General features: G+C 58.5%; 10 protein-coding genes. 5 read left to right on the forward strand and 5 right to left on the reverse strand.

Annotated elements, in window-relative coordinates:
- Positions 1-4 precede the first annotated feature (4 nt).
- Positions 5-2,410 carry a maltodextrin phosphorylase gene (gene malP, locus QZQ97_RS21235; RefSeq protein WP_311995051.1) on the reverse strand — a complete coding sequence of 802 codons (2,406 nt, stop codon included), beginning with the start codon at positions 2,408-2,410 and terminating at the stop codon, positions 5-7.
- A gap of 544 nt (positions 2,411-2,954) precedes the next feature.
- Between malP and malT the strand changes: the two genes are divergently transcribed.
- Together malT and glpE are read left to right on the forward strand one after the other, a co-directional pair.
- Positions 2,955-5,669, forward strand: a complete 2,715-nt coding sequence (gene malT / locus QZQ97_RS21240; RefSeq protein WP_311995052.1) for an HTH-type transcriptional regulator MalT — start codon at positions 2,955-2,957, stop codon at positions 5,667-5,669.
- Positions 5,670-5,752: 83 nt separating this feature from the next.
- Positions 5,753-6,079, forward strand: coding sequence for a thiosulfate sulfurtransferase GlpE (glpE, locus tag QZQ97_RS21245; RefSeq protein WP_062789891.1), 327 nt, complete (start codon positions 5,753-5,755; stop codon positions 6,077-6,079).
- Positions 6,080-6,113: 34 nt separating this feature from the next.
- Here the strand turns inward: glpE and QZQ97_RS21250 are convergent, their stop codons facing one another.
- From QZQ97_RS21250 to rbsK, 4 genes are all read right to left on the reverse strand, one after another.
- Entirely contained in the window at positions 6,114-7,406 is a 1,293-nt protein-coding gene (locus QZQ97_RS21250) for an MFS transporter (RefSeq protein WP_311995053.1), read from the reverse strand.
- A complete protein-coding gene (locus QZQ97_RS21255) occupies positions 7,403-7,885 on the reverse strand; it encodes a YhcH/YjgK/YiaL family protein (protein ID WP_311995054.1) in 483 nt (160 codons plus the stop codon). Before QZQ97_RS21255 ends, QZQ97_RS21250 begins: the two co-directional genes overlap by 4 nt.
- 96 nt (positions 7,886-7,981) lie before the next feature.
- Positions 7,982-8,905 (reverse strand): dihydrodipicolinate synthase family protein, encoded by a 924-nt coding sequence (locus tag QZQ97_RS21260; RefSeq protein WP_311995055.1) that lies wholly within the window; start codon positions 8,903-8,905, stop codon positions 7,982-7,984.
- Between the two features lie 55 nt (positions 8,906-8,960).
- Positions 8,961-10,166 carry a ribokinase gene (gene rbsK / locus QZQ97_RS21265; RefSeq protein WP_311995144.1) on the reverse strand — a complete coding sequence of 402 codons (1,206 nt, stop codon included), beginning with the start codon at positions 10,164-10,166 and terminating at the stop codon, positions 8,961-8,963.
- Positions 10,167-10,573: 407 nt separating this feature from the next.
- Here rbsK and glpG point away from each other — a divergent pair, with 407 nt between their 5' ends.
- The 3 genes from glpG (at position 10,574) to glpD (ending at position 13,980) form a co-directional block, all read left to right on the forward strand.
- A complete protein-coding gene (gene glpG / locus QZQ97_RS21270; protein WP_311995056.1) occupies positions 10,574-11,410 on the forward strand; it encodes a rhomboid family intramembrane serine protease GlpG in 837 nt (278 codons plus the stop codon).
- Positions 11,411-11,446: 36 nt separating this feature from the next.
- A complete protein-coding gene (locus QZQ97_RS21275) occupies positions 11,447-12,205 on the forward strand; it encodes a DeoR/GlpR family transcriptional regulator (RefSeq protein ID WP_004930797.1) in 759 nt (252 codons plus the stop codon).
- A 266-nt stretch (positions 12,206-12,471) separates the two neighbouring features.
- The gene (gene glpD / locus QZQ97_RS21280; RefSeq protein ID WP_311995057.1) at positions 12,472-13,980 is read left to right on the forward strand and encodes a glycerol-3-phosphate dehydrogenase; all 1,509 of its coding nucleotides are present in this window, start codon (positions 12,472-12,474) and stop codon (positions 13,978-13,980) included.
- Positions 13,981-14,009: the final 29 nt, after the last annotated feature.

The following is a 14,009-nucleotide window of genomic DNA, read 5'->3' on the forward strand; positions in this document are numbered from 1 at the left end:
CTCCTTAACGCTTGGCTTGCCAGATACGCTGCTGGTAGTCGCGGATCGAACGATCCGAACTGAACATACCGACCCGCGCGGTGTTAAGAATAGTGCGGCGCGTCCACTCGTCCCGGTCGCGATACAGCTGGTCTACCTGCCGTTGAGCCTGGCAGTAAGAAGCGAAGTCGGCCAGTACCAGATAAGGGTCACCGCCTTCCAGCAGGCTGTGCAGCATCATGTCGAAGGCATGCTTGTCGCCATGGCTGAATGCGCCGCTCGCCAACTCGTCGAGGATCGCCTTCAGGTGTTTGTCCTTCTTGCGGTAGCTGAGCGGGTCGTAGCCTTTCGCCAGCAGCGCCTTCACCTGATCGACGGTATTGCCGAAGATAAAGATATTGTCTTCGCCCACCTGCTCGGCGATCTCCACATTGGCCCCGTCCAGCGTACCGACGGTCAGCGCGCCGTTCAGCGCCAGCTTCATATTGCCGGTGCCGGACGCCTCTTTGCCCGCGGTGGAGATCTGCTCGGAGATATCCGCCGCCGGGATCATCAGTTCGGCAACGGAAACGCGGTAGTCAGGAATAAACGCCACTTTCAACCGATCCTTCACCAGCGGATCGTTATTGATCATCGAAGCCGCCTGATTGATCGCATAAATGATGTTCTTCGCCAGATAGTAGCCCGGTGCCGCTTTGGCCCCGAACAGGAACACCCGAGGCACGATGTCCAGATTCGGGTTGTCGCGCAGTTGGCGATACAGCGACAGAATGTGCAACAGGTTCAGATGCTGGCGTTTGTATTCGTGCAGGCGCTTGATCTGTACGTCGAAAATGGCGTCCGGGTTCAACGTCAGCCCCATCACGCCGTGCACGTAGTTTGCCAATGCGACTTTGTTATCGCGCTTGATTTGCTGATAACGCTGGCGGAAGGCCGCGTCATCGGCGTATTTTTCCAGCCCTTTCAGCGCGTCGAGATCGTTGGCCCACTCGACTTTCAGCGTCTCGTCAATCAGCCCCGACAACGCCGGGTTACACTGTTTCAGCCAGCGACGCGGCGTGATGCCGTTGGTGACGTTGTGGAATTTGTTCGGCCACAGCTGGTGATATTCCGGGAACAGGTCTTTCACCACCAGATCGGAGTGCAGCTGCGCTACGCCGTTGACCGCAAAACCGCTGACCACGCACAGGTTAGCCATGCGCACCTGTTTGTCGTGGTGCACCGCCAGCTTGGCCCACACCGCCTTGTCGCCCGGCCAGTGTTTATCCACCAGCTTTTTGAAGTTGGCGTTGATCTGCTTGATGATGGAGAAATGACGCGGCAGCAGGCTGCGCACCAGCTTCTCGTCCCAGCACTCCAGCGCCTCGGGCATCAGGGTGTGGTTGGTGTAGGCAAAGGTGTTGCTGGTGATCGCCCAGGCCGCATCCCATTCCAGCTGATGCTCATCCAGCAGAATGCGCAGCATTTCCGGGATAGCGATGGTGGGGTGAGTGTCGTTAAGTTGAATCACTTCATACTTCGGCAGGTCTTCAATCTTGCGGCCGGCCTGGTGATGTTTGCGCAGGATATCCGCCACCGAACAGGCGCACTGGAAATATTGCTGCATCAGGCGCAGGCGCTTGCCCGCCTGATGGTTGTCGTTCGGGTACAGTACCTTGGTCAGCTTGGCGGCTTCTACTCCCTGCTTCTCCGCCTGCAGGAATTTGCCGTCGTTGAAATCCCCCAGATCGAACGGATGCTGATGGGTCGCCTGCCACAGGCGCAGCGGTTGGGTCACGCCATTACGGAAGCCCAGCACCGGCAAATCCCAGGCTTCGCCGCGCAGGGTAAACTCCGGGCGCCACAGTTCGCGGCCATCGGCCAGTTTTTCCAGTTTCCCGCCGATACCGACATCCACCGACAGCGCGGCATTGTGCTGGAACCAGGGGTAGCTTTCGCGCTGCCAGTTATCCGGCGCCTCTTGCTGCTGGCCGCCGCTGAAAGACTGGCGGAACAGCCCGTATTGGTAATTGAGCCCATAACCGGTGGCCGGTTGCTCCACCGTCGCCATCGAATCCAGGAAACAGGCTGCCAGACGCCCCAGCCCGCCGTTGCCCAACGCCGGATCGGTTTCCTGCTCCAGCAGATCCGCCAGCTTGATATCCTGCTCCGCCAACGCCTGTTCGACGGTGTCGTACCAGCCCAGGTTAATCAGGTTGTTCGCCGTCAGGCGGCCAATCAGAAACTCCATCGAAATGTAGTTCACGTGGCGCAGCGGCTTGGTGCTTTTACGCGGTGCCGGTTGTGCGGCCAGTTGCTCGGCCAGCGCTCGGCTTACCGCCTCCCACCATTGGTGTTGGGTCATCTGTTGTGCAGAACTGAGGCCAAACCGTTGCCACTGACGGGTCAGTGCCGCCAGAAAAGCATCCTTTTTAAGCATAGGCTGTGACATAAGGGAAACTCTCTATCCAGTAAGTGGGTCAAATTACCGTTATCGTGCCGGGGAGAAAGGTTGAAGGCATCATCCCGCCTGGGGATTAGCTGGGGAGGAGGATTGGGGCGTAGCTAAAATTGTGATCTCAGGCACTTTTTGACTCCCTTGCATGATGCAAAAAAGCCCGCCGACGAACGCGGCGAGCACTGAGAATAAGCAGAAAATCCCCGCCATGAAATTAGCATAGTTGATGCAGCTGATGAAGTTTTGTACATGCATCGAAATGCTTTCCCTCAACCGCGTTACCCAACCGCCCCACAACGCCGCAATTGCGCAATGATTTGCCTGCAAACGTAAAAAAGTGTGATCAATAGCAATTTAACTCCAAGCCAAAGATGAACCTTGTTGCAATACGTTTAACGTTGTCAGAAGTTAGGAGGGTGATTAATTACGAGCCATAAAATAATTAGTTTTACTCCGATCCCGGCAGGAGTCGCGATGCAATGAACCCCTTCGGGCAGGCCAACGGCTACGGGAGCCGCGATTTTCACTCTGGAATACTATGCTGATCCCATCAAAACTGAGCCGTCCGGTACGGCTGCAAAATACCGTGATCCGCGATCGCCTGCTGGCCAAATTAGCCGGCACGGCAAACTATCGCCTGACATTGGTTAATTGCCCTGCGGGATACGGAAAAACTACGCTGGTCGCACAATGGGCAGCCGGCAAATCAGATTTGGGCTGGTACTCGCTGGATGAAAGCGACAACCAACCCGAGCGCTTTGCCAGCTACCTGATCGCCGCCTTGCAACATGCCAGCGGCGGTCACTGCGTGAAAAGCGAAGCCTTGAGCCAAAAGCATCAGTACGCCAGCCTGTCGGCGCTGTTCGCCCAGCTGTTCATTGAACTTTCCGACTGGCATCAACCGCTGTACCTGGTGATTGACGACTACCACCTGATCACCAATGACGTCATCCATGAGGCCATGCGCTTCTTCCTGCGCCACCAACCGGAAAACCTGACGCTGATCCTGCTGTCCCGCACCCTGCCGCCATTGGGCATCGCCAACCTGCGCGTGCGCGATCAACTGCTGGAGATGGGCACGCAGCAGCTGGCGTTTACCCATCAGGAAGCCAAACAATTCTTCGACTGCCGCCTGGCCGCACCGATGGAGCAGCATGACAGCAGCCGCCTGTGCGACGAAGTCGAAGGGTGGGCCACCGCGTTGCAGCTGATTGCGCTGTCTGCCCGGCAATCCACCTCTTCTGCACAGCAATCCGCCAAACGCCTGGCCGGTCTGAACGCCAGTCACCTGTCCGATTATCTGGTGGACGAAGTGCTGGATCACGTCGATGCCGGGGCGCGCGCCTTCCTGCTGCGCTGCTCGGTGCTGCGCTCAATGAACGATGCGCTGATCGTACGCCTGACCGGCGAAGATAACGGCCAACAGCGGCTGGAAGAGCTGGAGCGCCAGGGGCTGTTTATCCACCGCATGGACGACACCGGCGAATGGTTCTGCTTCCATCCTCTGTTCGCCACCTTCCTGCGCCAACGCTGCCAATGGGAGCTGGCGCTGGAGCTGCCGGGGCTGCACCGCGCCGCCGCCGAAGGTTGGCTGGCATTGGGCTACCCGGCGGAGGCGATCCACCACGCGCTGGCGGCCAGCGACGTCAGCATGCTGCGCGATATCCTGCTGCAACACGCCTGGTCGCTGTTCCATCACAGCGAGCTGGCCCTGCTGGAAGAGTGCCTGAACGCATTGCCGTATGAACGACTGATCCAAAGTCCCAAGCTGGCGCTGTTGCAGGCCTGGCTGGCGCAGAGCCAACACCGCTACATCGAAGTGAACACCCAGCTGGAACGCGCCGAACAGGCGATGCGCGATCAAAAAATCGACGTCGATCAGACCCTGCATGCCGAATTCGACGCCCTGCGCGCCCAGGTGGCGATCAACGCCGGCAAGCCGGAAGAGGCCGAACGCCTGGCCACCGAAGCGCTGAAGTTTCTGCCGCTTTCCAGTTATTACAGCCGTATCGTCGCCACCTCGGTGACTGGCGAAGTCCATCATTGCAAGGGCGAACTGGCCCGCGCGTTGCCGATGATGCAGCAAACCGAGCAGATGGCGCGACGCCATCAGGCTTATCACTACGCGCTGTGGGCGCTGTTGCAGCAGAGCGAGATCCTGATTGCCCAGGGTTTCCTGCAGGCCGCCTATGAGACGCAGGACAAGGCTTTTGAACTGGTGCGCGAACAGCATCTGGAACAGTTGCCGATGCATGAGTTCCTGCTGCGTATCCGTTCGCAGATCCTGTGGTCCTGGTCGCGGCTGGACGAAGCGGAAGACGCGGCGCGTCAGGGCCTGAAAATTCTGGCCAACTACCAGCCTCAGCAGCAGCTGCAGTGCATCGCCATGCTGGCCAAATGCTCGCTGGCGCGTGGCGATCTGGATAACGCCAATGCGCACCTGCAGCGTTGCGAAGCGCTGCTGCACGGCACTCAGTACCATCGCGACTGGCTGACCAACGCCGACAAACCGCGGGTGATCCACTGGCAGATGACCGGCGACACCGCCGCTGCGGCCCAATGGCTGCGCCAGACCGAAAAACCCGGCATGGCGGATAACCACTTTATGCAGGGCCAATGGCGCAATATCGCCCGGGTGCAAATCATGCTCGGCCAGTACGAAGAAGCCGAAGTGGTGCTGGATGAACTGAACGAAAACGCCCGCCGCCTGCGGCTGGTGAGCGATCTGAACCGCAACCTGCTGCTCAGCAACCAGCTTTATTGGCAGATGGAGCGTAAAAGCGATGCGCAAAGGGTGCTGATGGAGGCGCTGTCACTGGCCAGCCGCACCGGATTTATCAGCCACTTTGTCATCGAGGGCGAAGCGATGGCGCAGCAGCTGCGTCAACTGATTCAGCTCAATACGCTGCCGGAGCTGGAGCACCATCGCGCTCAGCGCATTCTGCGCGACATCAACCAGCATCATCGGCATAAATTCGCGCATTTTGACGAAAACTTCGTCGATAAGCTGCTAACCCACCCGCAGGTGCCGGAACTGATCCGCACCAGCCCGCTGACGCAGCGCGAATGGCAGGTGCTGGGGCTGATTTATTCCGGTTACAGCAACGACCAGATCGCCGGCGAACTGGACGTGGCGGCCACCACCATCAAAACCCATATCCGCAACCTGTATCAGAAGCTGGGCGTGGCCCATCGCCAGGAAGCGGTGCAGCAGGCACAGCAACTGTTGAAGATGATGGGCTACGGTGCCTAAAAACCACAGCGTTGCTCTGGTCTTAATTGCCGCAGAGTTGGTTACAATGGCGGCATATTCTCATTACAAGGCAGTCGGAAGTCATGGAACAGTTTGAAGCGATCAACGTTGAGCAGGCCTATGCGCGCTGGAAAGAAGACAGCGCCGCCCTTGTCGATATCCGCGATCCGCAGAGTTTTGAAGCCGGGCACACGCCGGGCGCATTTCACCTCACCAACGCCAGCCTGCAAGCATTTATGCAGCACAACGATTTTGACCGGCCGGTGATGGTGATGTGTTACCACGGCAACAGCAGCCGCAGCGCGGCGCAATACCTGCTGAATCAGGGGTTTGATGCGGTGTACAGCATTGATGGCGGCTTTGAAGCCTGGGCACGTCAGTACCCGCAGGACGTTGAAACGTCGGCGTAAAAAATCAGGGCGCGTCATGCGCCCTCTTCCTTTGCTACTCCGCCGCCATCGGCCGTTTGACAAACAAGCCGTAGCTAAACGCCCCCAGCATCAGCAAACCCGCCCCCAGCAAGAACACATTGGTGAACTGCCCGGTCAGATCGAGGATCACCCCGGTGACAATCGGCGCCATCGCCGCGCCGAGGAAACCGCCAAAGTTCTGGATCGCCCCCAGCGAAGCCACCTGATGTTTCGGTGCGATATCCGTCGCCAGCGTCCAGATCACGCCGGAAGGCAGCTGCGAAAAGAAATACCCCAACGACAGCAATAAAATGCACAGCGGCGTACTGTCGACAAAGGCGATCGGCGCTACGCAGCAGGCCGCCAGTGCAGCGCCGCAGACGATCGGGATCTTGCGCGCCGTGATCGCTTTCACCCCACGACGGATCAAACGATCGGAAATCGCGCCGCCGCACAACACCCCCAAAATGCCGGCAAAAAACGGGATCGACGCGATCCAACCGGTCTGCTTCAGGCTAAAGCCCAGCGAATTCTCCAGGTAACTCGGCAGCCAGGTGAGGTAGACCCAAATGGTGAACATGATGGAAAAGTTGCCCAAAATCATGAACCAGGTGGTTTTATGACGGAACAACGACCCCCAGCTCCCGCTTTGCTCCTGGCTGACCGCTTTTGCCGCCGCGCGTTTTTCGGCGTGGATCACCGCCTCTTCCCGCGCCGACGGGTCACGGTAAAACTTCAGCCAGGCCAGCATCAGCGGAATCCCCGCCAGACCAATGGCGATAAACATGCCGCGCCAGCCGAGAGTCAGCAGCAGCACGGTGAGGATCGGCGGAGCGATGGCGTTGGCGATCTGCGAACCGGTGTTGATGATCGAAGTCGGCAGGCCACGCTCTTTCTCCGAGAACCAGCGATGGGTGATCTTGATCCCTGAAGTGAAAAACGGGGATTCCGATACGCCCAGCAGCATCCGCAGGCCATAGAACATCGAGTAGCTGTTGACGAACGCCGCCATCACGGTAAATGCCGACCACAGTCCCAGCGCCCAGGAGAACATTTTCTTCGGCCCCAGTTTGTCCACCAGCCAGCCGGCGGGCAGGTTGGCAAGCGCGTAAGGCCACAAAAACGCCGACAGCAGCAGGCCCATTTCGGTAGAGGAAAAGCCAAACTCCCGGGCGATAGTGGTATTGGCGATGCTCAGGTTGGCGCGATCGAGATAGTTCACCACCGCGGCAATCAACAAGATCAGAATAATGCCCCAGCGCAAACGGGAGATCGGCGCCGCCGGTGCGGCAGCCGATGCATGCAACGCAGAAGTCGCCTCTTTCATGATTGCGGCTCCGTAAACAGGCTGAGGTGAATTTTAATCACGGCTTTGCGAATAAAGGACTCACCGTGGGTTTGGCAGCAAGGGCGATGCAGATCGTGCGGGAAAAATACCGCAAAGGTGCCGGGCAACAGCGGGACCGCGATTTCATTTTGCACCTGTTGATAAAACACGATGTCGTGATGGCGCCGCTCTTCCGCCACGGGTTCATCGCCCCGGCGGCGCGCCACGCCGATGGTTTCTTCCCCCTGGAGCAGATACTGCACGTCAACGTGGTCAAAGTGCGACTCGGGGCGCATTTGCTGCGCCGGCACGGTGCTCATTTCCTGCAACAGACAAAACATCTTGCCGGGAATAATGTCGATTTTACCGGGTTGCAGCCCGGCAAAGTCGGTGCGTTCGATAAACGCGATAGCCTGGTGGATAATCGGATGAAACGCGTGTTTTTCCCGCGCCCAATCCTGCAGATCGCAAATCATCATGATGGTGTTCCCCGTGTAGTGATAGTTTTAGCGGGTGTAGTAGGTACAGCGGTGTTGTTGAACCGCGGGAGGATGTCGCCATCTTCCCGCACAGCCTTAACCGGCAATTTTTTGCCGGTAGAACCCGGTGCCACTGCGGATTTGATCCAGCAGCACGCCCAGCCCCCAGAACTTCTCCAGCACGTCGTCCTGATTTACCCGGCACAGCTCGCTGTCGAAAGTGCCCAAACGTTGGTGATAGATTTTGGCGTTTTTCGGGTAACCCAACGTCTCCGTGACCGCCGCCAGCGACAGGAAGGTCGCCAGTTCCTGCGCCAGCTCAGGCCGCTGCGCGCCGTGGTGATACAGCCAGTGGTACAGCTCCGGGTGGAAATTGGTGAATACCCCGCTGAACCCTTTGGATCCGGCCTGCATCGCCGGCCAGGCGATAGCGGCGTTGGCATTGATGATGTTCAGCGGCGTCCCTGCGGTTAATGCCACCCGACGCGTCACGGTCGGCAGATCGCAACTGACGTCCTTCAGTACGACAAAACGGCCACTGTTGGCGCAATAGCTCAACTCTTCATCGCTCAGCAAGCGGCGGTAAGGCGCCGGGCATTCGTACAGTCCAAGCGGCATGCTAGCCGGCAACGCCGCCAGCAGGCTGTCCAGTGTGGCGAAAAATGCCGCACTGCCCTGGCGTTGCGGGTCAAGATGGTTGGTCACCAGCACCAGCGCGTCGATGCCGGTTTGCGCCATCGCCTGCAGCTCTTCAATTTGCTGCTCCAGCGCGTCGCTGATATGACCGGAAGCGATAACCGGCACCCGGCCGTCTACCCGTTGCACCACAAAACGCGCCAACTCAACCCGTTCCGCCAGGCTGAGAAACTGCATCTCGCTGGACTGACAGACGGCGAACAAGGCATCGACGCCGCGCTGCAAATACCAGTCGATCAGGCGTGCCAAGCCAGGATAGTCAATCTCGTTGCGAGCGGTAAACGGCGTTAGCATTACCGGCACAATGCCCTCGATGTTCTTCATTTTTGCTCCTCACACCGCGCTGACGCGGCAGACAATGGTGTTGTTTGATTAGGGATCAGCGCTGGCTCAGACGAGCCACCACCTGTTGATGTTGCGGCATGTTGGACGCCCCTTCTCTTTCCACCGCCAGCGACGCAAAGGCGGCGGCATAGGTTGCCGCCTGGGCAATCGTTTGCCCGGTGGCGATAGCCGCGGCGAAGGCACCGTTGAACGCATCCCCCGCGCCGGTGGTATCGACGCTCAACGCCGGGAAAGCGGGAATGTGCTGGAACTGCGAACCTTCGAGGATCATCGCTCCGCGTGCGCCCATGGTGATGATGACCCGTCGGGCGCCCAGCCCGGCGATACGCTGCGCCGCCTCTCTGGCGCTGTTCAAATCCGTGACCTCCACGCCGGACAGCAGCGAGGCCTCGGTTTCATTCGGGGTAATCACATCGACATATTCCAGGCATTGCAGCGCATCGGCGGAGTAAGGCGCAGGATTGAGGATCACCCGAATCCCCAACGCATTGGCCAGTTTCATGGCGTTCAGGGTGGCGTTAAAGTTATTCTCCAGCTGTACCAGCAGAACCTCTGCGCCGGCCAGTTCCGGTGCGATTGCCGCCACTTCTTCGTCGGTGATGGTTTTATTGGCGCCGGAATAAATGGCGATCATGTTCTCGCCGTCCTGCTGCGAAACATAAATGATGGCGTTGCCGGTCGGCTCGGTTTCCGACTGGTATAAGGTGAACGAGTGAATTTCCGACGAAGACAGATGGTCGAAAGCGAACTGACTGAACTGATCTTTGCCCACTTTGGACACGAAATGCACCTGAGCGCCGGCCCGGCTGGCGGCCATCGCCTGATTGGCCCCCTTGCCGCCGGGGCCAAGCGTACTGCCGAGCGCCAGCAGCGATTCCCCGCCTTTGGGAAAGCGCGCCACCCTGGCGACGATATCGACATTGAATGACCCCAGAATACAGACCTTGCCTCGCATGTTTTTTCCTCTCTCCGGCACCTTTCTTTTCTGGCTTTCCAGGCGCCTTAACAGCACTTCGAACGTGCCGTCGGTTTCGGTAATTAATTTGGCCTGCAGGCTGCGGCGGATGACGATCGCGCCGCCATGGCAGCGCTGCACTAACCCCAGTTGCGCCAGCACGTTTAAATCGCTGCGGATGGTTTCTTTGGTCACCGCAAAAGACGTGGCCAGGTACGCCACGCTAACGCGTTCATATTTATCCAGATAATCCAGGATGTTATTGCGTCGTTCTTCGAGAAACATAGTCACCTCAGCACCTGTTTTTGAGAGTAAGGGACCCCCGGTGGTTAAAAAGTGACTGTGATCATATGTTGCGGGGCTAAACGGAAGTAAACAAAAATCGCTGCAATATTCGCCGGCCCATGGCGGGGAAACCGCAGGATTTATTGACCGCCACGGGGTCGTTAGTGGGTGTTTTTACTGGTTTTTTGCAGATCCCTTGCCTGCGTTCAAGATTTCAACGGTATAATCAGCCGTCAACGCCGTCGGCGGCAAACCGACGGTCCAACTTATCTTTACCCTATGAATTTCAAGCTGCGGCCAGGCGGCAAGGGTGTAAATCCCCCGGAGCTTACTCAGGTAAGCGACTGGGGTGAGCAGCCAACAACGCCGAGGCTTGAAAGGCGACGGGTATATGAAACGGAATATCTATGGTTCGAGTAATCGCCGTATCCAACCCCCGCCTGGCTCAGGCCTTTGTCGACTACATGGCGACACAGGGCATCGAGCTTAGCGTGCACAATACCGGCGAGGCGGCGGAAATCTGGCTGGCTGACGACAGCCATCTGGAGCAGGTGCAGCACGAGTTGCAGCAGTTCCTGGTCGATCCGCTCAACCGCCGCTATCAGGCCGCCAGCTGGGAAGCCGGCAACACCGGCGCCGATCTGCACTACCCAGGCTACTCCTATCTGCACACCCTGCGCAGCAAGGCCGGGCCGCTGACGCTGAGCGTGATGGTGCTGTGCATTGCGGTGTATATCCTGATGCAGGCGATGGGCGATGACACCGTGATGTACTGGCTCTCCTGGCCGCAGGACAGCAGCCAATACCCGCAGCTGTGGCGCTGGGTCAGCCACGCGTTTTTGCATTTTTCGCTGCTGCACATCACCTTTAACCTGCTGTGGTGGTGGTATCTCGGTGGCCCGCTGGAAAAACGCCTCGGTACCGGCAAGCTGTTCGTGCTGGCGGTGGTATCGGCCTTCTTCAGCGGGTGGGCGCAGTCGCTGTTCAGCGGCGCGTTGTTCGGCGGCCTGTCCGGCGTGGTCTATGCGCTGATGGGCTACTGCTGGCTCAGCGGCGAACGGGCGCCGGAACGCGGCCTGATGCTGCCGCGCGGCCTGATGGTATTTTCAGTGCTCTGGCTGGTGGCCGGGTACTTCGATATTTTAGGAATGTCGATCGCTAACGCGGCACACGTGGCCGGTTTAGTGTTAGGGTTATTGATGGCATTTTGGGACACGCGTCATCGCGCGCACAACGAACAATAACAGCCAGGTACAAGCCGGGCGTTTTAGGGGATTATCGTGAAGCAAACACAGCGTCATGACGCAATTATCGAGCTGGTGCGCCTGCAGGGGTATGTCAGCACGGAAGAACTGGTCGAACATTTTGACGTCAGCCCGCAAACGATTCGCCGTGATTTGAATGACCTGGCCGATCAGAACAAAATTCAACGCCACCACGGCGGTGCTGCGTTGCCTTCCAGCTCGGTCAACGCCGCCTATAACGATCGCAAAGTGATGTGGTCGGAAGAGAAAGCGCGTATCGCTCAGCGCGTCGCCAGCCAGATCCCCGACGGCGCCACGCTGTTTATCGACATCGGCACCACGCCGGAAGCCGTCGCTCACGCGCTGATGAACCACAAAAACCTGCGCGTGGTGACCAATAACCTGAACGTCGCCACCCTGCTGACCGCCAAGGAAGATTTCCGCCTGATCCTGGCCGGCGGCGAAGTGCGCACCCGCGACGGCGGCATCATGGGCGAGGCCACGCTGGACTTTATCTCCCAGTTCCGGCTCGATTACGGCATTCTCGGCATCAGCGGCATCGACATGGACGGCTCGCTGCTCGAATTCGACTACCATGAAGTGCGCACCAAACGCGCAATTATCGAAAACTCGCGCTGCGTGATGCTGGTGACCGACCATTCCAAATTCGGCCGCAATGCGATGGTCAACCTCGGCAATATGAACCTGATCGACTACCTGTTTACCGACCAGTTACCGCCGCCGAGCGTGATGAAAATCATCGAACAGTACGACGTGCAGCTGGAGCTGTGCTGATCTCCGCCCTTCTCGTCTAACCCAAGGGGCGCAGCCTGCCGCGCCGTCATTCCTGCCGTTTTTACCCGGGTTCAGCCTGCTGAGCCCGGCATTGCCTGCCGCAAATACCCCTTATCTTTGTATAACTACTATCGCCAAACTGTTACCTCTATCACGCCTAAATGTTTTTGTTTGGTTAAGTCTTGGCTTGTTTGTTGGTTTTTGATTACAATCATGAGCGAAAACGAACATGAAAGAGCTATTTCGAACATCTGGAGGAAGTTGACGTGGAAACCAAAGACTTGATCGTTATCGGTGGCGGCATCAACGGTGCCGGCATCGCGGCGGATGCTGCCGGGCGCGGGCTGTCCGTACTGCTACTGGAAGCGCAAGACTTGGCCTGCGCTACGTCTTCCGCCAGTTCCAAATTGATCCACGGCGGCCTGCGCTACCTGGAACACTACGAATTCCGCCTGGTGAGCGAAGCGCTGGCCGAGCGTGAAGTGTTGCTGAAGCTGGCGCCGCACATCGCGTTCCCTATGCGTTTCCGCCTGCCGCACCAGCCGCATCTGCGCCCGGCCTGGATGATTCGCATCGGTCTGTTCCTGTACGATCACCTGGGTAAACGCACCAGCCTGCCGGGCAGCAAGAGTTTGCGCTTTGGACCAGAATCGGTACTGAAGCCTGAACTGAAGCGCGGTTTCGAATATTCCGACTGCTGGGTGGACGATGCCCGTCTGGTGGTGCTGAACGCGCAGGAAGTGGAAAAACGCGGCGGCGAAGTGCGCACCCGCACCAAAGTGACCCGCGCATGGCGTGAAAACGGCCTGTGGATGGTGGAAGCGGTTGAGGTCGACAGCGGTAAAACCTTTACCTGGCGCGCCAAGGGCCTGGTCAACGCCACCGGCCCTTGGGTGAAACACTTCTTTGACGACGGCCTGAAGCTGAAATCACCGTACGGCATTCGCCTGATCAAAGGCAGCCACATCGTGGTGCCGCGCGCTCACAACCAGCCGCAGTCCTATATTCTGCAAAACGAAGACCACCGTATCGTCTTCGTGATCCCGTGGAATGACGAGTTCTCGATCATCGGCACCACCGACGTGGAATACCACGGCGATCCGAAAGACGTGAAAATCGACGACAATGAGATCGACTACCTGCTGAAAGTGTACAACGACCACTTCAAGAAGCAGTTGGGCCGTGACAACATCGTCTGGACATACTCCGGTGTGCGTCCGCTGTGCGATGACGAATCTGATTCGCCGCAGGCGGTGACCCGCGACTACACGCTGGACGTGCATGACGAGCAGGGCAAAGCGCCGCTGCTGTCGGTGTTCGGCGGTAAACTGACCACCTACCGCAAGCTGGCTGAGCATGCGATGGAAAAACTGGCGCACTACTACCCTGGCTGCGGCCCGGCGTGGACCAAAAACGGTTCTCTGCCCGGCGGCGACATCGGTGGCGATCGCGACAGCTACGCCGCCAAACTGCGCCGCGAGCACAGCTGGTTGCCGGAATCCCTGGCGCGCCGCTACGCCCGCACCTACGGCAGCCACAGCGAGTTGATCCTGGCTGATGCCAAGGGTCTGAGCGATCTGGGCGAAGAGTTTGGCCACGGTTTGTATGAAGCCGAATTGCGCTACCTGGTAGAGAAAGAGTGGGTGGTTGAGCTGGAAGACGCCATCTGGCGCCGTACCAAGTTGGGCATGTGGCTGGATGATGCGCAGCAGGCGCGGGTGAAAGCCTGGCTGGCGGAACACACGAAAACGAAAACGCTGTCGCTGGCTTCCTGAGCCAACGCATAACAGAAGGGCCGGATATC

The organism is Serratia sp. root2 (assembly GCF_031931805.1).
Lineage (GTDB): Bacteria > Pseudomonadota > Gammaproteobacteria > Enterobacterales > Enterobacteriaceae > Serratia > Serratia inhibens.